Genomic DNA, 19,794 nt, shown 5'->3' with positions numbered 1-19,794 from the left:
ATGCTGGTTTGCAGCTGCAATTTCATCACTGAAAAAGAGATCGAAGACACGATCATCGGCCTTCTCGACGAAGACTGTTGGCAGCTGATCGTTCCGGCAAAAGTCTATCACGCGATGGAAAAGCGCGGCCGTTGCTGCGGCTGTTTTCCGAATGTCGTCGACATCATCATCCGCACCACCGAGGAATATCACGCCCGCCGCGACTCGACGGAAGCCGAGATATTTGATTTCATGATCCGCCTAAAACAATTCCACGAGGAAAACCGGAGGGCGGATATTGAAAGGCGACAAAAAGGTCATCGAGCAGCTTAACGAAGCGCTCTTTCTCGAACTCGGTGCCGTCAACCAGTACTGGCTGCATTACCGCCTACTCGAAGATTGGGGTTACACGCTGCTCGCAAAAAAAGAGCGTGAGGAATCCATCGAGGAAATGCACCATGCCGACAAGCTCATCGACCGCATCATCTTCCTTGAAGGCCATCCAAACCTGCAGACGGTCGCGCCGCTGCGGATCGGGCAGAACGTCAAGGAAGTGCTGAAGGCCGACCTCGCGGGCGAGTATGATGCGCGCAATGCCTACAAGAATTCCCGCGATGTCTGTCACGCGGCCGGCGACTATGTCTCGATGAAGCTCTTCGAGGAACTGCTCGCAGACGAGGAAGGCCATATCAACTTCCTCGAGTCGCAGCTTCAGCTGCTCGACACGATCGGCGAGGAGAAGTACGGACAGCTCAACGCCGCCCCCGCCAACGAAGCCGAGTAAGCGTTGTTCATTCTCTGACGCGAGCGCCGCGCGCCTTTCAAACGCGCACGGCGCTCTTTCTTTACCGGTCGAACTGGCCCTCGCCCCGGCCCGCCGCCTGCAGGCGGAAAGAAGGTTCCGGCGCCAGGACCAGCGGAGAAACGCAGGCGGAAAACCGCCATTTCCTCAACGCACCAGATGGGAGAAGGCGGCAACGACTTCCTCGTACACCTTGCGTTTGAAGGGCACGATCAGATGCGGCAATTCGTGCATTGGCTTCCACTCCCAGGCATCGAATTCCGGATCGTGGTCGCCGGGCGGTGGATTGATGGCGATTTCGCTTTCGTCGCCTTCGAAGCGGAAGGCATACCAGCGCTGCGTCTGCCCGCGATATTTGCCCTTAAGGCCGATCCCGATCAATTGCGGCGGCAGATCGTAGTTGATCCAGTTTGGGGCCTCCGCAAGCAGTGAGACAGAGTGAATGCCGGTCTCCTCGTAAAGCTCGCGGTAAGCGGCCTTGAGTGGATCCTCGCCCTCGTCGATCCCACCCTGGGGCATCTGCCAGCGTTGCGGCGAGCCGTCATATTCCGAATTGCCGGCGGCGATCCGGTGGCCCACCCAGACGAGGCCTTCGCGGTTCAGGACCATGACGCCGACGCAGCGCCGGTAGGGCAGATCTCCCGCCTTGACCACCTTGCTCTTTTCCTTGTTCATACTGACTTCCCTTTTTCCGCCCGGGGCTACCGGCCCGCATGACCCGATGCGACGGTCATAGCGATTGCAGTGCATGGCAACCGCTCGAGCGGGAACGCTGCCTCTTTCGCCCCGCTTACCTCAATTTTGTTGCGGATCGTTGACGAGCGCCGAAACGCCTACGAATTCGATGCCGCGTCCGCCGGCTTCCTGCATCCATTCTGCGATCGCCGCCACGCTTTCCTCGAAGGCGGAGGCGACGCCGATCGCCGTGCCGTTGCGCCTTGCGACGCGCTCGAGCTCGTCGAGCTTACGCAGGATCGCGCCCCGGCTGAGTTCGCTGTCGACGATGAGATCGGCAAAGCCGTGGGGCACGTCGAAGGCGCCGGCGAGTGTCCCCGAGAGTGATTGCGCCGACGTACCGTCGTCGAGAAAGAGCAGTCCGCGCTTGCCGATGTCGCGCATCACCGGCTCAAGCGCGTCGGCGTCGGAAAGGAAACGTCCGCCAAGATAGTTCATGATGCCGGTGTAGTTGGTAATCTGGCCCATGCTTCGGTGCAGTTCGGTGAGGTTCTTCGCGGCGCTGAGCGAAACGCGCAGCGCATGCGGACCCGGATCATTGTCCGGATAGTCGAACGGCTCCATCGGAATCTGCAGCAGGATCTCGTGGCCGTCGCGTCGCGCGTCCTGCATCCAGCGCTGCAGGCTGTTGCCGGCGGTCGCGAGGCCGAGCGTCACCTCCGGCGGAAGGCCTTGGATCGCCCGCTGCGTTCCGGTCTGGCTGAGGCCGAGGCCGCCGACGACGAGCGCGATGCGGGTGCCGCGTGCGCCGGACCAGGGGCGCGCGTATTGATCCATCGGCTTCAGCCCATCGGGACCGACGACAGGCAGCCGGCCCTGCGGGCCATCCTCCAGCAGGTCCTCGTTCGGCAGCGCCGCCATGCGCGGATCCTGGCCGCGAACGGGTCCGACATTGATAAATGCCGGGCCGTCGCTCTCGCGCGATCGCGGCGTGTACTTCGTCACTGTCGCCCCATCATTGGTCAGCATCTCCTCCACATGAGCGCCGGAAAGCGCAGCGTCCGGGCGAAGGGGACTTCTTCGTCTTCCTGCGGCCTCAGTCGCTCCGGCCGTTGCGGATGTCTCTCCGGCAGAGCCCGCGCCTTTCCCGGCGAGTTCCGGTGCCCCGGGCGCACGGGTGAGGCCGTCGGGAAACAAGGCGCTCCATGCGGAAAGGCCGACGACAGTGACCGCACAGAGGCTCACGAATGAATAGCCGAGGAGGCTGCGGGAGTCGCGCCGACGCGCAGGCCTGACCTTCCGGTTCTGGCCAAGTGGGGCATTGAGATCGGTTCCCAAACGGAGCCTCGGTCGACGTGAAGGAAATTGCCTGTGAAGAATGCCGCTCACGAAGAATCATCGGATCCTCGCTGCTTTATCGCTGCATAATATAAAGGCGCCGGGTTGAACAGCCCGGCGCCCATGTTCAGGAATTTCCTACAGCGCCATGCGTCTTTTCAGACGCACAAAGATCGCTGTAGCACTCTGAGCCACTACATGTTCTCATCCTTAAATCGGCTCTGATTTAAGGAAACATGCAGCAGCGTTACTTCTTGAGCTCGGCCTGCTCCGGATTGGCCGGGAAGGTCGGATCCGTCTTCTTGCCGCGCAACAGGTCAAGCGCGTAGTTGAGCTGAATGTCGTCCTTGGCTTCCGGCGGGACATAGGCGACGGAGCCGGAACCCTCATCGTCCTCGTTCTGGCCCTTGATGTGGCCGCGCAGGTCGGATTCGCCCTGCGCTTCCACCTTGCCCAGAAGCTCCGGCGGCAGCGGCTGCTCGACCTTGATGTCCGGTGTGATACCCGTGCCCTGGATCGACTTGCCCGACGGCGTGTAGTAGAGCGCGGTCGTCAGGCGCAGTGCGCCGGCATCGCCGAGCGGAATGATCGTCTGAACCGAGCCCTTGCCGAAGGAACGCGTGCCGAGCACTGTCGCGCGCTTCATATCCTGGAGCGCACCCGCGACGATCTCCGATGCCGAAGCCGAGCCGCCGTTGACGAGCACGATGACGGGTTTGCCGTCGGCGAGGTCACCCGGCGTCGCGTTGAAGCGGCGCGTCTCGTCCGGGTTGCGACCGCGGGTCGAAACGACCTCGCCGCGTTCCATGAAGGCGTCCGAAACATTGATCGCCTGGTCGAGAAGACCGCCCGGATTGAGGCGCAGGTCAAGTACATAGCCCTTGAGCTTGTCTGCCGGAACCTCCGCCTTGACCTTCTCGATGCCCTTCTTCAGATCGTCGAAGGTCTTCTCGGTGAAGGAGATCACCCGAAGGTAGCCGACATCGCCTTCGACGCGGACCTTGACCGCACGCACGGCGATCACGTCGCGCACGATCGTCAGTTCGATCGGCTTTTCGGCGCCCTTTCGCAGAATCGTCAGCTTGATCGGCGTGCCAACGGCGCCGCGCATCTTGTCGACCGCTTCCTCGAGCTTCAGACCGCGAACGTCCTGACCGTCGATCTTCGAGATGAAGTCGCCGGCAAGCACACCGGCGCGCGCAGCAGGCGTTTCGTCGATCGGGCTCGTCACCTTGACGAGATCGTCTTCCATGGTCACTTCGATACCGAGACCGCCGAATTCACCGCGCGTCTGAGTGCGCATATCCTCGGCGTCCGTCGAGTTCATGTAACTCGAATGCGGGTCGAGAGAAGAGAGCATGCCGTTGATGGCATTCTCGATCAGTTTGTCGTCCTGCGGGGGCGTCACATATTGCGCCCGCACGCGCTCGAAAACATCGCCGAAGATCGCCAGTTCGCGGTACGTCGACGAATTGGCAGCCACGGCCGGAATGGTCGCCGAATAGACGACGCCCATCGCCGTCGCACCCATCAGCGCCCCGACCAGAACAAGTGAAGCTCTACGTATCATTTCGCGCCTTTCCAACCTCTGCTGCGGACCACCACGGTCGGGAATCAACCGGTTTTCCGTCTTTCCGGAATTCAATGTAAAGCGTTGGCCTGTCTGTTTCCAGCGCCAAGGCCGCCGCACTCGCCACTCTTTTTGCACCCATTGTCGCCAGCGGCTCCCCTGCCACGACGAACTGTCCCGGCCGGACACTGACGTTTTCCATTCCCGACAGAACGATATGGTACCCATCGCCGGGATGGAGAATGATCATCTGCCCGTAACTGCGGAAACTTCCGGCGTAGACGATCCACCCGTCCGCCGGCGTGGTCACCAGTGCGCCTGCATTGGTTTCCAGCATGATGCCTTGCAGCGAATGCCCGGTGCCGTCGGCATCGCCAAACTGCCGCAGGAGCGCCCCCGCCACGGGATAGGCAAGCCTTTCCCGCAACTCCGAAAATACGTATGCGGGCGCAATGCGGTTTTTGTCGGGCACCGCGCTACGGGCGAGTTCGCGTGCGGCCTCCCGTTCTGCCTCGTTCATCCGCCGGCGCTCTTCTTCTTGCGCACGGGCCGCCTCGGCGGCTTCGCGCACGGAGGAGATCTCGTTCTCGAGCGACGAGATCAGGCCCTCGAGGTTGGTCGCCTGCGAGGCCAGTTCGCCTGCCTTGCGCTGCTCGGCCGCAAGTTCGTTTGCATTCTGCTGTCGTAGCTTCTCCTTTTCGGCCACCAGCATCGACATGCGGCGCTCTTCCTCGACATTGGCCGTCATTGCCGCCGTCAATTCCTCTCGCTGCTTTCCAATGCCGCTGCGAATGTCCGCAAGCGCCTTCAGGTCGGCGACGAGACTATCGGTCTGTTCGCGTATCTCCGGCACAACGGCGCCGAGGAGGATTGCACTGCGAACGGAGGCCAGTGCGTCCTCCGGCGTGACAAGGATGGCCGGCGGCGGATTTCGCCCCATGCGCTGCAGGGCAGCAAGCACTTCGGCAAGCAAGCCGCGCCGGGCGCGAAGAGACAGCCGCACCACGTCCTCTTTCACGCGCAGGTCATTAAGCTTTTTTTCGCCGTCGGCAATCTGCTGCTCGAGTCCTCGCCGCTTGCTTGCTGAATCGACGATTGCCGCGCGGAGCGTCTCGTTGCTCTTGTCGATCTCGGCGATCGTTTGTTCGAGTGCTTCGGCGCGCTCGCGCGACAGCGTGATCGTCCTCGAGAGCGCTTCGAGCTCGCTGCGCGTGCTATCGCGCCGGAGCGCCAGACCGGCGGCGGGGTCCGGCGGTCCCTGTTCTTTCGACGTCTCGGCGGAAGGTGCCTCGATGGCTGCATCCTGGGCAGTGGCCGGCGCGATCACGCCAAGCAGAAGGGTCAATGCCGCGACACCGCGTCCGATCCGCCGTGCGTCACGCACGGTCCACCCCAAATCGGCTCGTTTCTCTCGGCGCGTCATCCGGCCCGATACTTCCCTGCAAAACTAAGTGAGGAAACCCTAATCTGATTTGGCTGGGCCGACCAATACATAATCGTGTTATCGCATACCTGCGGACCTGCCCGGCAACTCAAGCGAATTCAGTCAAGCTCGGTGATAGGGGTGGCCCGACAGGATGGTGACGGCGCGGTAGAGCTGTTCGGCTATGAGAATGCGCACGAGCTGGTGCGGCCAGGTCATCTTGCCAAGACAAAGGATCGCGTCGGCGCGCGCATGCAGCGCCGGATCAAGGCCATCGGCGCCGCCGATCGCGATCGTCAGATCGCGTTTTCCGCTATCCCTGAAGGAGCCGAGCAGCGAAGCGAACGCTTCCGAATCGATCGCCTTTCCGCGTTCATCGAGCAGCACAAGCAGGCTGCCGTCGGCGAGCATCTTTTCGAGTTGAGCAGCTTCCTCGCGCTTGCGCGTCTCCGCGTTCGCTGCCCGGCTCTCGCCCACTTCCACGAGCCGAGCGAGCTCCAGGCCAACCGCCGGCCCCGCCTTAGCGAAGCGGTCGAGATAACGGCTCGCGAGATCCTTTTCCGGGCCTGTCTTGAGACGGCCGACTGCGAAAAGTCCGATACGCACGACCCGATCATTCCCCACCGGTGGCCAGATCGATCCTGCGATCCGACTGGCAAAACCACTCTCGCCACCATCAGCCCGGTCGGGCGATGACAGCCGCATTTTCATTCGACACCGGCGCTGCCGCTCCGCCCTGAGGTGACGGGTCAGGCTCGGGCGGCGCGTCTCAGTGCAGGGTACCGTCCTCGATTTCCGGGGCGGCCCACATCTTTTCGATGTTGTAGAACTCCCGGATTTCCGGCCGGAAAATGTGAACGATCACATCGCCGGTGTCGATCAGCACCCAGTCGCCACCTTCAAGACCTTCGACGCGGGAATTGCCAAACCCCTCGTCCTTCAGGTCCGTGATCAGGTGGTCGGCAATCGCCATCACATGCCTGTTCGATCGCCCGGAGACAACGACCATGAAGTCTCCCAGCGCCGATTTTCCGGCAATGTTGATGGTGACGATATTTTCTGCTTTCGAGTCCTCTAGGCTTTCGAGGACCAGGTTAAGCGCACGGATAGCGGCTTCGTCGCTTGATCCCGTGCTGCGCGGGTATGCGGTTGCCGCATAACCCTTGGCGTGTACTGTTGTCAGGGTCTTTCCTTTCTAAAAGAACAGAACAGGCACTTCCGATTCGATGATCAGGATCGAACCGTCCGTAAATGTAGGCACCAAACCATGTGGGTTTCAAGACGCGAGAAGTGAATCATGGGAATTCACGCTGATTTCGCGACTGCATGGTGCCCTAAATCGAGGCCGGTTTAAGGGAACAGCAACTCAAGGCGCTACAGCGACCTTTGCGCGTCTGATGAGACGCGCGGCGTTGTAGAGCGAAGCGCCGTGGAACTGAGCGGCGAGCGCGGCCCATGAATGAATGTCCAGGCGGGTGCGGCGTAGAAGGCGAGCGACAGGGCGTCGTCCTCGTCGATGCGGGCATAATCGAAAGTCCGGGCCATGCGCGAGGAAAGATAGGCGAGCGTCGAGCCCGGCCGGTCGACAACCGCGATCGGAAAGGTCGAGACGATCTTGCGCCAGTTCTGCCAGCGGTGGAAATTCTTTAGATTGTCCGCGCCCATGATCCAGACGAAGCGCACATCGCGATTGCGTGCGCGCACGATTTCGAGCGTGCGCGCCGTATAGCTCTGGCCAAGCGCCTGCTCGAAAGCCGTAACCTTGATGCGCGGATTGGGAGCGATTTTTTCGCTAAGCGCGATGCGTTCAGCCAACGGCGCGAGATCGTTGTGGTTCTTCAGCGGATTGCCGGGCGTCACGATCCACCAGAGCTGGTCGAGACCGAGCTTGCGCAGCGCCGTATCGGCGACAAGGGCGTGGCCTTCATGAGGCGGGTTGAACGACCCGCCGAAGAGGCCGACCTTCATCCCGCTTTCGACATGCGGCATGCGCAGGTAGCGCGCGTTCACTTGAGGGTGGATCACGTCAGGACCGCACCTGTCCCGTGCCGCGCACGCGGTATTTGAAAGAGGTCAGCTGCTCGACGCCGACGGGACCGCGCGCATGCATCTTGCCGGTGGCGATGCCGATCTCGCCGCCCATGCCGAACTCGCCGCCGTCGGCAAACTGCGTCGAGGCATTGTGCAGGAGGATCGCGGAATCGATCTCCGAGAAGAAGCGTTCCACCGCACCCGGATCTTGCGCGATGATCGCTTCGGTATGGGCCGACGACCAGGTGTTGATATGGTCGATGGCGCCGGAAATACCGTCGACCAGCTTCGCCGAAATGATCGCGTCGAGGTATTCGGTCGCCCAATCCGCGTCCGTCGCGGGTCTAAGACCCGGCAGCAGCTGTTCCAGCTCTTTCGAGACTCTGACTTCGCAGCCAGCGTCAGCAAGCGCCTGAAGCAGCGGCTTTGCCAACCGATCTGCGGCGTTGCGGTCGATCAGCAGCGTTTCGGCAGCGCCGCAGATGCCGGTGCGGCGCATCTTGGCGTTGACGACGATCTTCTTCGCCATGTCGAGATCGGCCGAGGCATCGACGTAGATGTGGCAGAGGCCCTCGAGATGCGCGAAGACCGGCACCCGCGCCTCGCTCTGAACGCGGGCGACAAGGCTTTTTCCCCCGCGCGGCACGATCACGTCGATCGCGCCGTTGAGGCCGGAAAGCATGGCGCCGACGGCGGCGCGGTCGGCGACCGGCACCATCTGGATCGCATGCTCCGGAAGGGCCGCGGCCTTCAGCCCCTCGACCAGGCAGGCATGGATCGCCCGCGACGAATGAAAGCTGTCGGAGCCGCCTCGTAGGATCACCGCATTGCCGGCCTTTAGGCAGAGCGCGCCGGCGTCGGCCGTGACGTTCGGCCGGCTTTCGTAAATCACGCCGATCACGCCGAGCGGCGTGCGCACGCGCTCGATATGCAGCCCGTTCGGGCGATCCCAGTCCGCGATCACGTCGCCGATCGGATCCTTGAACGCGGCAATGGCGCGGATGCCTTCGGCCATGTCGCGGATGCGGTCCCGGTTAAGCGTGAGACGATCGATGAAGGCCTTGGCGACGCCGGTTTCCCGGGCGTTTTCAAGATCGATTGCATTGGCCGCGAGGATCTCGTCGGTCCTGGCGACGATGGCGTCCGCCATGGCAATCAGGGCCGCGTGCTTGCGCTCGGCGCTGGCAATGGCGAGCGGGCGGCTTGCCGCCTTGGCCCGGCGGCCGATTTCCAGCATGACGCTGTTGACATCTTCGCCGTTCTTGGCCGCGTCAGGCATGAACCTCGCCTTTCCTCTCGTCTCTTCCATCATCCAGCCGCGCCCCGGCGGGACCCGTCATCAAATGTTCTGCGCAGGGCGTCGTCTTTGTGCGGCCGGCATAGCCGAGGATCGCGGCGATCTCGGCCGACTTCTTGCCGGCGATCTGACGCGCCTCGTCGGCATCGTAGCCGGCGAGGCCGCGGGCGATTTCGCGGCCGGACATGCCGAGGATCGCAATCGTATCGCCACGGCTGAAGCTGCCCGTTACCTGCCGGACACCGGCCGGCAGCAGGCTCTTGCCGGAGCACAAGGCGGTTTCGGCGCCAGCGTCTATTGCGAGCGAGCCGGCCGGCAGCAGCTGCCCGGCAATCCAGGTCTTGCGCGCCGTGACCGGCGAGCCGGCCGGCGCGAACCAGGAGGAACGGGCGCCGGACTCGATCGCGTTCAGCGGATGCTCCGGCTTGCCCGAGGCGATGATCATCGCACAACCAGCCGTCGTTGCGATCTTGCCGGCGTCGATCTTGGTGCGCATGCCGCCGCGCGAAAGCTCGGAAGCCGCACCCCCGGCCATCGCCTCGATTTCCGGGGTGATCTCGGCGATTGTGTCGAGGAAGCGCGCGTGGGGGTCGAGATGCGGTGGGGCGGTGTAAAGGCCGTCGATATCGGAGAGCAGCACGAGCAGATCGGCGCCGACCATGGTTGCAACCCGGGCGGCGAGCCGGTCGTTGTCGCCATAACGGATCTCGGTGGTTGCCACCGTGTCGTTTTCATTGATGATCGGCACCGCGCCGAGCTTCAGCAACTGGCTGATCGTCGCTCGGGCATTGAGGTAGCGGCGGCGCTCCTCCGTATCGCCGAGCGTCAGCAGGATCTGGCCCGCGATGATCTGATCGGTCGAGAGGCTTTCCGACCAGGCGCGCGCCAATGCGATCTGGCCGACGGCGGCGGCGGCCTGGCTTTCCTCGAGCTTCAAGGCGCCGGCCGGAAGGTCCAGCACCGTTCGCCCGAGCGCAATGGCGCCCGAAGAGACGACGAGCACCTCCACGCCCTTCGTCTTCAGTTCGGCAATGTCGGCGCACATAGCGTCGAGCCAGGCTTTTTTCAGCCCTGATTTGCGATCGACCAGCAGCGCCGACCCGATCTTGATGACGACCCGGCGGTATTTTTGTAGCGGCTTGCGGGTCTTTGTCATTCTAGGTGCTCTCTTCTCCGGCCTTGGCCGCGGAAATGACGCTGCGAAGCGCCCGGAGCGCTTCGGTCATGCCCTTGCCGGTGACCGCCGAAATCAAAAGCGGCGGCGTCCCGCAGGCTTTGGCGAGCGCCTTGGCCTTGGCCTTCAACTCGTCCTCATCCAGCACGTCGATCTGCGACAGTGCGACGATTTCCGGCTTTTCCTCCAGTCCGCCGCCATAGGCCTCTAGCTCGTGCTTCACGGTCTTGTAGGCCTTGGCGACATCCTCTTCCTGCGCCGAGACGAGATGCAAGAGCACGCGCGTACGCTCGACATGGCCGAGGAAGCGGTCGCCGATACCAACACCTTCATGGGCGCCCTCGATGAGGCCGGGAATGTCGGCCAGGATGAACTCCTGGCCATCGATGGTGGCGACGCCGAGATTGGGATGGAGCGTCGTAAAGGGATAGTTCGCGATCTTCGGCCGGGCACGGGTGCAGGCGGCGAGAAAGGTCGATTTGCCGGCATTCGGCAGGCCGACGAGGCCGGCATCCGCGATCAGCTTCAGCCGGAGCCAGATCGTCTTTTCCTCGCCTTCAAGGCCTGGATTGGCCCAGTTCGGCGCCTGGTTGGTGGAGGATTTGAAATGGGCGTTGCCGAAACCGCCATTGCCGCCGGCGGCAAGCCGATAGCGCTGGCCCTCCGCCACCATGTCGACGATCAGCGTCTCGTTGTCTTCCTCGAAAATCTGCGTGCCGACCGGCACTTTCAGCGTCACGTCGGCGCCACCGGCGCCGGTGCGATTGCGGCCCATGCCGTGCATGCCCGTCTTCGCTTTGAAGTGCTGCTGGTAACGGAAATCGATCAGGGTGTTGAGACCGTTGACAGCCTCGACCCAGACGTCGCCGCCGCGGCCGCCGTCGCCGCCGTCGGGCCCGCCGAATTCGATGAATTTCTCGCGGCGGAACGAGACCGCGCCTGCGCCGCCGTCCCCCGACCGGATATAGACTTTCGCTTCGTCGAGAAATTTCATGTGGCTGCCATCTGTTCGGTAATATTCGCCGCCATCGATATAGGTGCTTCCTCGGGAGGTCAAAGATTATCGTGCGGTTTCCTGGCTATCACAATCAATAGAGCATCGGTCTCGATAGGCGCTTCGACCCGGCGCGCATCACCGCCTCTCTCGATCATGTCGACATCATCGCGCCGCAGGAAAAGACGCGCATCTTCCGCTGCGACGGCGATGCCGTGTCTTCAGAAAACCCGCGAAGGCTACAGCGCCGTGCGTCTTTTCAGACGCACAAAGGTCGCTGTAGCACTTTGAATTGCTGCATGTGCAGTAGCCTTCGCGGGTCTCCTTCAGTTCGGCCGGCGCAGATCCGCCGCCGTCAGCCGTGTCTCGATATGCGCGACCATGGCATTGCGGGCGAGCGCATAGATCTGGCTGCAGCCGGTGATCCCGAAGCCGAGCTTCTCCTGCACCCGCAAGGAGCCGGGATTGTCGGCAAAGACGCCCGAATGGAGCACCGTTTCCGGCATGCGCCGGAAGAAGCGCTCGATCGCCGCATGGACCGCCTCGCTCGCGAGCCCCTTGCCCCAATAGAACCGGTTCAGCCAGTAGCCGACATGCCACTGACCGTGCCTGATCTCGATGCCGACGCAGCCGATATGGACGTCATCGCCCGTGGTGATGGCGAGCGTCCAGTCGGGCAGGACATTGGCCGCTTGGCGGTTCAGCCAGTCGAGCGCATCCTGGTGGTCATAGGGCGCCGGGACGCGCGCCAGCATGCGCGCGACCTGAAAATCGCCGAGCGACTGGGCGATCGCTCCGGCATCGGCAAGTCGGTGCGGCCGGAGCCGCAACCGCTCCGTCTCGATGACGGGGCAAGGGCCGGGGTCGGGGCGGACGATGATCCGCGACCGTTCGGAAACGAGCGCGTTCATCGCATGCCTCCCCAGCTTCTCAGCGAAACCCAGGTCTTACGGTCGAGCCGGTACCATTCGACGGACATCATGCCGCCGAGCGCGAGGCTGTCGACCATGCCGGAGCCCTGGAACTGGAAGCCGCACTTCTGGATGACGCGGCGCGAGGCGATGTTCATGACCCGGCAGCGCGCATCGATCTGGTCGATGTCGCGGGTGCGGAAGGCCATGTCCGTCAGCGCCTGTGCCGCCTCGGTGGCGTAGCCCTGGTTCCAATAGGGTTCACCCAGCCAGTAGCCGAGCTCCGCCGTCTTGCCGTCGGGATGCGGCTCTATACCGCAGCAACCCAGGAATGCGCCATTGTCCGCCTTGGTAATCGCGTAGACGCACTTGCCAATCGTGCCGGCTTTTGCGCGTCGCACGAAATCGGCCGCATCCGCCGTGGTGTAGGGATGCGGCATGCGCGAGACCATGGTGGCGATGTTGGCGTTGTTGGCAAGATGGGCAAGGGCGTCGATATCGTCTTCATGCGGCGCGCGCAAAACGAGCCGGGGTGATAACAATATCGGGCAATCGGTCCTTGACCGCTGAGGCCTCAGCCTTTGGTCGGGAGACCGGGATTGGTCTTCCCTCAACAGCTCGGTTTGCATGGTTCTTCCTCCAGACATGGGAAAAGGGGAGTTGGGTATCGCCCCATCTCCCCTTGAAGTCTGGCCTTGAACCTTGCGGGTGCATCAGCCGGGTCGATGAGACGCCGGCTGTTTTAGAGCGCTACCGGCTTATTCCGCTGCTTCCGCTTTCGGCATTACAGACACGTACACGCGGCCATTGGCCTTCGTACGGAAGTCCACGTTACCTGCCGTAAGCGCAAAAATCGTATGGTCCTTGCCGAGGCCGACATTGGCGCCCGGATGCCACTTCGTGCCGCGCTGGCGCACGATGATGTTGCCTGCAATGACGGTTTCGCCGCCGAACTTCTTCACGCCAAGGCGCTTGGACTCGGAATCGCGACCGTTACGCGACGAACCGCCAGCTTTTTTGTGTGCCATTGGTGTTCTCCTTTAAACCTTCGATCCCAAACTCAGTTTGCTTCAGTGGCGGCTTCGGTCTTCTTCGAAGACTTCTTTGCCTTGCCGTCGGCAGCAGCGATGTCCAGGATGCGGACGGTCGTCTGATGCTGGCGATGGCCGCGCGAGCGCTTGGAGTTCTGGCGGCGGCGCTTCTTGAAGGCGATGACCTTCTTGGCGCGGCCCTGTTCCACAACTTCGGCGCTGACGACGGCACCTTCGACAAACGGAGCACCGATAGTGGCATCGGCGCCGGCGCCGACCATCAGGATCTCGGTGAATTCAATCTTGTCGCCTTGAACGCCTTCCAGCTTTTCGATGGTGATGACGTCGTTGGCCGACACGCGGTACTGCTTACCGCCGGTCTTGATGACTGCGAACATATTTTATCCTTTCATGTTCGGTCCGGCTCATTACCTCAAAAGGCAAGGCCGTCTTTTTGTCAGTCGCTACGTTGAGCGGAGCGCCTCGGAAAACCCTTGACCTCCACCAGTGGGTGGGCACAAACTGTTACCCTTCGCGGTGCGGGCAGACCACACCACTTCATTGCGCGGATTACGGGAATCGCTCTTCCCTGTCAAGACGAAAGGCGCGGCCAAGCAAGATAATCTTTCCACGGCCCCTTGTCAGGGCGCAAATCTGCCGCTATGAACCCGACCGCGCCGACAAAGCGCCACCGGCCCCGCGGAGAGGTGGCAGAGTGGTTGAATGCACCGCACTCGAAATGCGGCATGGGTGCAAGCCCATCGGGGGTTCGAATCCCCCCCTCTCCGCCAGCGGATTTCTACTCTCCGCCAGTTTCCCCGCAGGTTTTCTGAGAGAGCAGCCCAGCAAAGGGTCTTCCGCCATGAAAAATGCGCGCAATGTATCGCGCCGGTTATCGTCTCATGTATCGCCGGACGATGCGGAAATCATTTCCGCGAAGAAACGGAATCGTAAAAAAGCGATTCTCCGGCCTCTATCTGGTGAGAAGCGGCGGCATCTACCTCTTCCAGATCAGATTGCCGAAACGGATCGGCGGCGGCGCGGGCGCGCGTCCGATCCGCATCAGCCTCGCCAATCTCCTCGGCATCGATTCCGAGGGCATGCTTGCCGATGACGATTGGCCCTACGAGTTGACCAGCCTTGTTCTCAAAGGCGGCCTGTCCCCGATCCCGCTCGCCACTCTGTACACAAGCTCATCATCGCGCCCCGACGTCATGCAAACAGTGCTCTCAAGCGCGACAAGGACATAATGCAGGCCGGAATCCTCGTCGAATCCCTCCTGCAAGCGAAGCGATCTCCCGATCTGGCGATGGCCTATCGAAGCGTGAAACGCGGGCCCGCATGGGAGGAAGCCATCAAGATCGGAGCCGCGATGTTACCGGATGAGCGGAAGGACCTTCTCGGGGAATGTCTCGATACCGGGAGCCGGGAAATAGGAGAGAAGACAGTCCTGCCGTTCTGAGGATCCATGGCAGGAGCACCAGGCGTGCCTCGCCCGGTTCGAAGATTTTCCGATAACTATCGGTGTCGGTATGACATCCCGGAATCGATTGCTACTCCGGCCTCCATTGCCATCGGCGGCCAAGTCACCGGCACCACGATCGCAGACCCGAACCGGGATGACGACTGATACCAGGTGAACACTGTTGCCTGCCAGTATTATACCGTCACCTTGACCGGCAGCGGCGCTAAACCACTATGCCGGGCTCGGACGATGGTCGCCAACGGCCTTTCGAATTCCCCGTGCCTGCGGAAGGAGATGCCTGGTTGGCATCAGTGCAACGCGCGAGTTCATGCACCGATGATCTTGCCAGCAGGAGGTGCTCCCCTAGTTGGGCAAGGATGGAGCTTAAGGAAAGCGCACTTGCTGACAGTCACGTGACCACCTCCCCGGAAATGAGGTCTCAGCCGCCCAACCCGGTTGTCATGACCGAAGTCGAGCGCCTGCTTGCAGGCCGCACGCGTGACATCCGCCTCAAAGGTGAGCTTGCTCGCCTGTTCCAAGAGCGTTCGTGGGCGCGGACGGCCAAGATCATTCGCGCGTGGATGATATGGGTGGTCTTGCTGGACGTATTGACGCTGGGTCTCAACGCGATCCTGCTTCCAAGGGCGGTCGCACTGTCGATGCTTCCGCCAGCCTGCATTCTTCCTCCCGCCGCTCTGGTGACCGCTCTTGTCTGGCGAAAACCGCGCAGCGTTTGGTTTCAAAGGATGTCTTTGCTCACGGGCTTGTTCCTCATCCTCCTGTCGGTCGCGTTGGTGGGCGTGAGCGCAGGTGGCGAGTTCTATGAACGGCACTTGAACATTATGCTGTTCGTCGCCATCACCGCGATCATCATCTTCGCCGTTCCTCTGGGTTGGACGGTGACGGTCGCCTCGTTCGCTCTTGCCCTCTACCTTATTTTTCAGTTGCAGAACCCGATCCTCAATAGGGGCAGCGCCGTGGCTGGGACGCTGTTTTTTGCCAGCGGCATCGTCGCGACGATCGTTGCCCGACGCACGATGACGATCCTGGCCCAGAAGACCTTCCTTCTTGAACTTCGCGACAAGCGCCGGGTAGCGGAGCTTGCCGACGCCAATGCCCGCCTCGAGCGCCTTGCAAAAACCGATCCCCTGACCGGAATCGCCAACAGGCGCTGGATGATGGAAACCTTGAATCGCCTCTGGAGCGCAGGCGCGGAGCGCCCGCCGGGTAACGCCATGCTGATGTGCGACATCGACGACTTCAAGAACCTGAACGATCGCCTTGGTCACGCTGAGGGCGATCGCTGCCTCGTGAAAGTTGCCGGCATCATTCAGAGCAGCGTCAGGCGAAACCGCGACCATGTAGCCCGCTACGGCGGTGAGGAGTTTCTCGTCGTGCTTCCGGGCGCAGATGAACGAGCGGCGCTGGCCACGGCTGAACGAATTAGGGCGAGCGTTGAAGCCGCCTCCCTTCCGAACCCCGCATCCCGCGTATCGCCTTATGTCACCCTCAGCATTGGCGTGGCGGCGCAGGCGTCAAGTGAAGCGATCATCGCGCCGGAGAAGCTTCAGAACCAGGCTGACGAGGCACTCTATCTGGCCAAGAAAACGGGCCGCAATCGCGTGATACTCTTTCAGCCGGATTCACCAACCGCATAGCTGCGCCGTCGAATCCAACGAACGGTTTAGCACGCCGGGGCGAGCGGAAGGTGCGGAGCCAATGCATTCATGGCTCTGCGCCTGCCGCCTTTGTCCGCCCGACTCTGATTGGCCCACAGCCAGACCGACGCGTCCCCGATCGCGGCGATGGCGGCACTCTGCCGGGCGAGCTTGCCCGAAAGCGCGTGGATTTCAGGCTGATGCTCAGCGGCATCGGCTACGAAGTTGGGAGCTTGATCGCTCCGCGGCATCGGATAGGTGTGCGCCAGCCATCAATCAGCCGGAGCCATGCAGTCTCGCTCTGATTGAGTTCATCTGCTCGATTTCCTTGCGCTGCCCTTGAGAGATTTGATCGCACAGATCGACCAGTTCCTCGTCCGTGAGGTTCGCTTCGCGACACATCAGAATCGCTCCTGTATCTGGAAGAGCGGCGCTGCGGAACCTAATAGGGCGAACGCGGAGAGGGCTGCTATTGCACCTTCCGCAGGATCAGCTTGCCCTCCGGCGAAACGGATCGCTCGTAGCGCGGCAGATCGGCGAACGTGGGGCTCTCGGCATCGATTGCCGGCTGGCCCTCATGCGGTGCCGAAAGTTCCACTCCGGAGGCCGTTGCCGGCGGGGCGTCGATGCGCGCCACGCCCTTTCCGGGCGCGCTCAAGATGACGGAGCCGCCGGAGGCGAGGGAGCCGGAACGCATCCGCTCACTGAGGAGGGATAGGTCTTTCCGCAATTTCTCGACCTGCTGGCGAATAGGCGCAGCGTCGTCGGTCCTGTCGATGTGGCGGTCTTGTTTGCCGATCTGCAGCCTCAGACCGTCAATCGATCGTTTGACCGCAGCAAGCGCCTCGCGGCTCTCACGGACATCCGCTGCGTTCTTGGCCGTGTAGAGCAGCGTGCCGGCATTTAGGGGGAGGAAAACAAGGGCCAAGGCAATGAACGGCGCGTTGCCCGTCCGCGCCTTTGCCACTCGAACGCCACTCGCATCGCCGGGTTCAATTTCCACATTCGCCAAGCCGGTCATCAGCTTCCTCCGCCGCAAGCCGGGCCGAAGCCCAAAGCTTCGCTTCCGGCTCCGGCTATTTCTTTGTCTCCCGCGAACTCGCGCTTTTGGTCGTTCCACTACTTCGCCACCACTGTGGCTCCGGTTTTCACCGGTCAAAAAGATCGATGACATCGGCATTGCTCATCCGAAAGCAGCCAGAGGATGCAAATTCACCGACCATCGACTGCTCCTTCGTCCCATGAATGCGGTAGAGCGTGTCCCCGACATGCGCAGTCACGTCAGTTTTCCGCGCCATTGCCGGACGCCCCATTGGTCTGCGTAGGAGGCGTGGCCGTCGGCAGGATTACGGACGAGGGGGCTGGTGCGGCGCGGGGTTCTTCGCCCTTATAGGTGCGGATCGCCCGGTAAATCACTTTGCCGTCGCCGGGAATGCCCGTCTTCTGCGCTACCCTTGGGAGTGGGTCCTGAATATGGATGCCCTTATTCGCCTCTGTCGCGTTGCCGGCACCGAAGGTGATCGTGTCGCGATGATTCATGTAGTCGGCGCATCCGGAAAGGAGCGCTGCGGCGACCACTAAAACAGGGGCGCGACTACTTCTTCGAAAGGGCATGCGCGCCTCCCACATCGAGATCGAGACGGTGGCCATAGGGCCCTTCGATGCCTTCGCCATTTCTGAAGCGGCGCAGCATGTCCTTGTCGACCTCCAGCAGGCCGAGGGCAAAGAGCTCGACGTCGTTGGACGAGCGCGTCTGGTCGAGCGGGCTGTAGAGGTCCTCGCCCGGCGATGCTGGTCGCACGATATGCGGGGTGACGACGATGACGAGATCCGATTCCCTTTTCTGGAAGCTCGTCGAGCGGAACAGTGCGCCGATAACGGGGAGCTGTCCCAGACCCGGCAATTGCTGGATGTCCTTGGCATTGACGGACTGCAGAAGCCCGGCCATGGCGAAGCTCTGGCCATCCCGCAATGCGACCGTGGTTTTCGCCGCGCGCGAGACGAAGCCGGGATTGCCGTTGACGCTGATCGACGTATCGATCTCAGAAACCTCCGGTTCGATCTTCAGATTGATCAGTCCGTCGTCGAGCACGACGGGCGTGAACGTCAAACGCACGCCGAACGGTCGGTAATCGGTTTCGGTTGCAACCGTCGCCCCGTTCGCCACCGTCCTCTGGATAGGCACCTCGCCGCCGGCGTGGAAGCTCGCCGTCTCGCCGCTCATCGCAATGAGATTCGGCTGTGCCAGACGCCGCACCAGACCCTTCTGCTCCAGCGCGTTAATGACGACATCGATTTGGCCGCCGGCAATCGTCAGCACCTTGGCGATGAGTTGGCCGAAGGGCTGCATCCCCGTTGCCGCGCCCGCGGCGTCTCCGAGCGTGCGGACAAGGTTTCCGTCATCATCGACGCCGATGCCTTGGCTGGTCGTTGCCTTGCCGATCCCGTTTCGACCCTGCCCGGACCAGCCGATGCCGAGGTCGCGGCCGGTCTGGCGCGAGGCCTCGATCACTCTGACCTCCAGCATGACCTGTTGGGAATCGGCGACGCGCAACTGGTTCAACACCGGCTGTTCCGAATAGGACTGGGCGATTTCGATCACCCGCTGCAATTCGACCGCATCACGCACCACACCCGTTAGTCGGATGCGATCGTTGGAGTTGAACACACGAATCCTCGCTGAAGGCGCAGCGGAACGGATCGCCGCCGCTACCTCACTGAAGTCACTGGCGACACGGATGTCGATTACGCCTATCAGCGCCTTGTTGTCGTCATAGACCGAGATATTGGTGGCGCCGATCTGCTTGCCGCGGATGAAGAGAGACCTCTCGGAGAGGGGCACGACATCGATCAACTCGGCGCTGCCGATCACGAGGTCGCCGAAGGACTTGCTAGTCCTGATCGTCATGGTGTCGTTCGGCGCCAATGTCACGTGCTGCACGGTGCCAGTAAGGCTGACGAACTCTTCCTGAGCGTCCGCCCGACCGATGAAATAGGGGCTTGAGAAACCACAGGCGACCACTACCGACGTCAATGCCGGAAGGGTTCCGGCTCGCGCCAACCCCTTGCTCATTCTCCTTAGCATTCCCGCTTAAGCCTCCGTTCGTTTTCCACCGCCCGGCGGCAAAGCCGCACCCTTAATTCTGGCCCCTCAACCCGACTCGATGCCCCTTACGCGAAGCCGCGCTAGAGAACGGTCGCCCATTTTGGCTCTACCGGCAAGGGTGGCTGCGCATTTCACTCGCAATCTCTGACTGTTTTTCGCAAGGTGTTTCCGTCCCCTCGCTGCCTACCAGGTCGCTCGCCAAGGCGACTTTCTCACGCTCGCGTACTCTTCGTTTCGGGAGGCGCAAAACGCTTGGGGGCCAAGAAATCGATCGGTCGTTGGACAGGCCCCGGTCGAAATCGCCGGGACCGATGGTTCATAAGTCGCATAGCGTAAGCGA

22 protein-coding genes, 1 tRNA gene and 2 pseudogenes are annotated in these 19,794 nt (G+C 62.0%); 6 read left to right on the top strand and 19 right to left on the bottom strand.

Features of this window, described 5'->3' with window-relative positions; all coding sequences use genetic code 11:
* Together QN219_RS12690 and bfr are read left to right on the top strand one after the other, a co-directional pair.
* Entirely contained in the window at positions 1-312 is a 312-nt protein-coding gene (locus QN219_RS12690; RefSeq protein ID WP_284000040.1) for a (2Fe-2S)-binding protein, read from the top strand.
* Positions 278-763 carry a bacterioferritin gene (gene bfr, locus QN219_RS12685; RefSeq protein WP_284000039.1) on the top strand — a complete coding sequence of 162 codons (486 nt, stop codon included), beginning with the start codon at positions 278-280 and terminating at the stop codon, positions 761-763. Before QN219_RS12690 ends, bfr begins: the two co-directional genes overlap by 35 nt.
* A gap of 165 nt (positions 764-928) precedes the next feature.
* Here the strand turns inward: bfr and QN219_RS12680 are convergent, their stop codons facing one another.
* The 14 genes from QN219_RS12680 to rplU all read right to left on the bottom strand — a co-directional run bounded on the left by QN219_RS12680 (position 929) and on the right by rplU (position 13,623).
* The gene (locus QN219_RS12680) at positions 929-1,456 is read right to left on the bottom strand and encodes an RNA pyrophosphohydrolase (RefSeq protein WP_284000038.1); all 528 of its coding nucleotides are present in this window, start codon (positions 1,454-1,456) and stop codon (positions 929-931) included.
* 120 nt (positions 1,457-1,576) lie between these two features.
* Positions 1,577-2,794, bottom strand: a complete 1,218-nt coding sequence (locus QN219_RS12675) for a divergent polysaccharide deacetylase family protein (RefSeq protein ID WP_284000037.1) — start codon at positions 2,792-2,794, stop codon at positions 1,577-1,579.
* Positions 2,795-3,041: 247 nt separating this feature from the next.
* Positions 3,042-4,364 (bottom strand): S41 family peptidase, encoded by a 1,323-nt coding sequence (locus QN219_RS12670; RefSeq protein ID WP_284000036.1) that lies wholly within the window; start codon positions 4,362-4,364, stop codon positions 3,042-3,044.
* Positions 4,354-5,748, bottom strand: a complete 1,395-nt coding sequence (locus QN219_RS12665) for a murein hydrolase activator EnvC family protein (protein ID WP_405052133.1) — start codon at positions 5,746-5,748, stop codon at positions 4,354-4,356. Before QN219_RS12665 ends, QN219_RS12670 begins: the two co-directional genes overlap by 11 nt.
* Positions 5,749-5,910: 162 nt before the next feature.
* Entirely contained in the window at positions 5,911-6,393 is a 483-nt protein-coding gene (gene rlmH / locus QN219_RS12660) for a 23S rRNA (pseudouridine(1915)-N(3))-methyltransferase RlmH (protein WP_284000033.1), read from the bottom strand.
* Positions 6,394-6,556: 163 nt separating this feature from the next.
* The gene (gene rsfS, locus QN219_RS12655) at positions 6,557-6,970 is read right to left on the bottom strand and encodes a ribosome silencing factor (RefSeq protein ID WP_173510118.1); all 414 of its coding nucleotides are present in this window, start codon (positions 6,968-6,970) and stop codon (positions 6,557-6,559) included.
* A 191-nt stretch (positions 6,971-7,161) separates the two neighbouring features.
* Positions 7,162-7,776, bottom strand: coding sequence for a nicotinate-nucleotide adenylyltransferase (locus tag QN219_RS12650; protein ID WP_284000290.1), 615 nt, complete (start codon positions 7,774-7,776; stop codon positions 7,162-7,164).
* Positions 7,777-7,813: 37 nt separating this feature from the next.
* Entirely contained in the window at positions 7,814-9,097 is a 1,284-nt protein-coding gene (locus tag QN219_RS12645) for a glutamate-5-semialdehyde dehydrogenase (protein WP_284000032.1), read from the bottom strand.
* Entirely contained in the window at positions 9,090-10,271 is a 1,182-nt protein-coding gene (gene proB, locus QN219_RS12640) for a glutamate 5-kinase (protein ID WP_284000031.1), read from the bottom strand. The genes QN219_RS12645 and proB overlap by 8 nt, the downstream gene beginning before the upstream one ends.
* 1 nt (position 10,272) lies before the next feature.
* Entirely contained in the window at positions 10,273-11,283 is a 1,011-nt protein-coding gene (gene obgE, locus QN219_RS12635; RefSeq protein WP_284000289.1) for a GTPase ObgE, read from the bottom strand.
* Between the two features lie 326 nt (positions 11,284-11,609).
* On the bottom strand, positions 11,610-12,194 hold the full coding sequence (locus QN219_RS12630; RefSeq protein WP_284000029.1) for a GNAT family N-acetyltransferase: 585 nt from the start codon (positions 12,192-12,194) through the stop codon (positions 11,610-11,612).
* Positions 12,191-12,823, bottom strand: a complete 633-nt coding sequence (locus QN219_RS12625) for a GNAT family protein (protein WP_284000028.1) — start codon at positions 12,821-12,823, stop codon at positions 12,191-12,193. Before QN219_RS12625 ends, QN219_RS12630 begins: the two co-directional genes overlap by 4 nt.
* Positions 12,824-12,952: 129 nt before the next feature.
* Positions 12,953-13,222, bottom strand: coding sequence for a 50S ribosomal protein L27 (gene rpmA / locus QN219_RS12620; protein WP_097539554.1), 270 nt, complete (start codon positions 13,220-13,222; stop codon positions 12,953-12,955).
* A 32-nt stretch (positions 13,223-13,254) separates the two neighbouring features.
* A complete protein-coding gene (gene rplU / locus QN219_RS12615; RefSeq protein WP_284000027.1) occupies positions 13,255-13,623 on the bottom strand; it encodes a 50S ribosomal protein L21 in 369 nt (122 codons plus the stop codon).
* 303 nt (positions 13,624-13,926) lie between these two features.
* Here rplU and QN219_RS12610 point away from each other — a divergent pair.
* The 4 genes from QN219_RS12610 (at position 13,927) to QN219_RS12600 (ending at position 16,348) form a co-directional block, all read left to right on the top strand.
* Positions 13,927-14,016: transfer RNA gene (locus tag QN219_RS12610), tRNA-Ser, on the top strand.
* An 87-nt stretch (positions 14,017-14,103) separates the two neighbouring features.
* The gene (locus QN219_RS12605; RefSeq protein ID WP_284000026.1) at positions 14,104-14,475 is read left to right on the top strand and encodes a hypothetical protein; all 372 of its coding nucleotides are present in this window, start codon (positions 14,104-14,106) and stop codon (positions 14,473-14,475) included.
* The gene (locus QN219_RS34145; RefSeq protein WP_405052137.1) at positions 14,421-14,687 is read left to right on the top strand and encodes a hypothetical protein; all 267 of its coding nucleotides are present in this window, start codon (positions 14,421-14,423) and stop codon (positions 14,685-14,687) included. Before QN219_RS12605 ends, QN219_RS34145 begins: the two co-directional genes overlap by 55 nt.
* 380 nt (positions 14,688-15,067) lie before the next feature.
* Positions 15,068-16,348 (top strand): GGDEF domain-containing protein, encoded by a 1,281-nt coding sequence (locus QN219_RS12600; RefSeq protein WP_284000024.1) that lies wholly within the window; start codon positions 15,068-15,070, stop codon positions 16,346-16,348.
* A 276-nt stretch (positions 16,349-16,624) separates the two neighbouring features.
* Here QN219_RS12600 and QN219_RS12595 read toward each other — a convergent pair.
* From QN219_RS12595 to QN219_RS12575, 5 genes and pseudogenes are all read right to left on the bottom strand, one after another.
* Positions 16,625-16,765, bottom strand: a pseudogene (locus QN219_RS12595) (DUF305 domain-containing protein); the annotation flags it as partial.
* 52 nt (positions 16,766-16,817) lie between these two features.
* Entirely contained in the window at positions 16,818-17,369 is a 552-nt protein-coding gene (locus tag QN219_RS12590) for a hypothetical protein (RefSeq protein ID WP_284000023.1), read from the bottom strand.
* 98 nt (positions 17,370-17,467) lie between these two features.
* Positions 17,468-17,610, bottom strand: a pseudogene (locus QN219_RS12585) (L,D-transpeptidase); the annotation flags it as partial.
* Positions 17,611-17,629: 19 nt separating this feature from the next.
* Positions 17,630-17,962 (bottom strand): pilus assembly protein, encoded by a 333-nt coding sequence (locus tag QN219_RS12580; protein ID WP_284000022.1) that lies wholly within the window; start codon positions 17,960-17,962, stop codon positions 17,630-17,632.
* On the bottom strand, positions 17,943-19,421 hold the full coding sequence (locus tag QN219_RS12575) for a type II and III secretion system protein family protein (RefSeq protein WP_284000021.1): 1,479 nt from the start codon (positions 19,419-19,421) through the stop codon (positions 17,943-17,945). Before QN219_RS12575 ends, QN219_RS12580 begins: the two co-directional genes overlap by 20 nt.
* Positions 19,422-19,794: the final 373 nt, after the last annotated feature.

The sequence above is a fragment of the Sinorhizobium sp. 8-89 genome (genome assembly GCF_030124325.1).
Classification (GTDB): domain Bacteria; phylum Pseudomonadota; class Alphaproteobacteria; order Rhizobiales; family Rhizobiaceae; genus Sinorhizobium.
This window is presented reverse-complemented; position numbering and strand designations above follow the sequence as displayed.

Coding starts and splice junctions, on each gene's coding strand:
- QN219_RS12690 (WP_284000040.1), top strand. CDS start 1: ATGCTGGTTTGCAGCTGCAATTTCATCACTGAAAAAGAGATCGAAGAC.
- QN219_RS12680 (WP_284000038.1), bottom strand. CDS start 1,456: ATGAACAAGGAAAAGAGCAAGGTGGTCAAGGCGGGAGATCTGCCCTAC.
- QN219_RS12670 (WP_284000036.1), bottom strand. CDS start 4,364: ATGATACGTAGAGCTTCACTTGTTCTGGTCGGGGCGCTGATGGGTGCG.
- QN219_RS12650 (WP_284000290.1), bottom strand. CDS start 7,776: ATGCCGCATGTCGAAAGCGGGATGAAGGTCGGCCTCTTCGGCGGGTCG.
- QN219_RS12645 (WP_284000032.1), bottom strand. CDS start 9,097: ATGCCTGACGCGGCCAAGAACGGCGAAGATGTCAACAGCGTCATGCTG.
- proB (WP_284000031.1), bottom strand. CDS start 10,271: ATGACAAAGACCCGCAAGCCGCTACAAAAATACCGCCGGGTCGTCATC.
- obgE (WP_284000289.1), bottom strand. CDS start 11,283: ATGAAATTTCTCGACGAAGCGAAAGTCTATATCCGGTCGGGGGACGGC.
- QN219_RS12630 (WP_284000029.1), bottom strand. CDS start 12,194: ATGAACGCGCTCGTTTCCGAACGGTCGCGGATCATCGTCCGCCCCGAC.
- QN219_RS12625 (WP_284000028.1), bottom strand. CDS start 12,823: ATGCAAACCGAGCTGTTGAGGGAAGACCAATCCCGGTCTCCCGACCAA.
- rpmA (WP_097539554.1), bottom strand. CDS start 13,222: ATGGCACACAAAAAAGCTGGCGGTTCGTCGCGTAACGGTCGCGATTCC.
- rplU (WP_284000027.1), bottom strand. CDS start 13,623: ATGTTCGCAGTCATCAAGACCGGCGGTAAGCAGTACCGCGTGTCGGCC.
- QN219_RS12605 (WP_284000026.1), top strand. CDS start 14,104: ATGTATCGCGCCGGTTATCGTCTCATGTATCGCCGGACGATGCGGAAA.
- QN219_RS12600 (WP_284000024.1), top strand. CDS start 15,068: ATGGAGCTTAAGGAAAGCGCACTTGCTGACAGTCACGTGACCACCTCC.
- QN219_RS12590 (WP_284000023.1), bottom strand. CDS start 17,369: ATGACCGGCTTGGCGAATGTGGAAATTGAACCCGGCGATGCGAGTGGC.
- QN219_RS12580 (WP_284000022.1), bottom strand. CDS start 17,962: ATGCCCTTTCGAAGAAGTAGTCGCGCCCCTGTTTTAGTGGTCGCCGCA.
- QN219_RS12575 (WP_284000021.1), bottom strand. CDS start 19,421: ATGAGCAAGGGGTTGGCGCGAGCCGGAACCCTTCCGGCATTGACGTCG.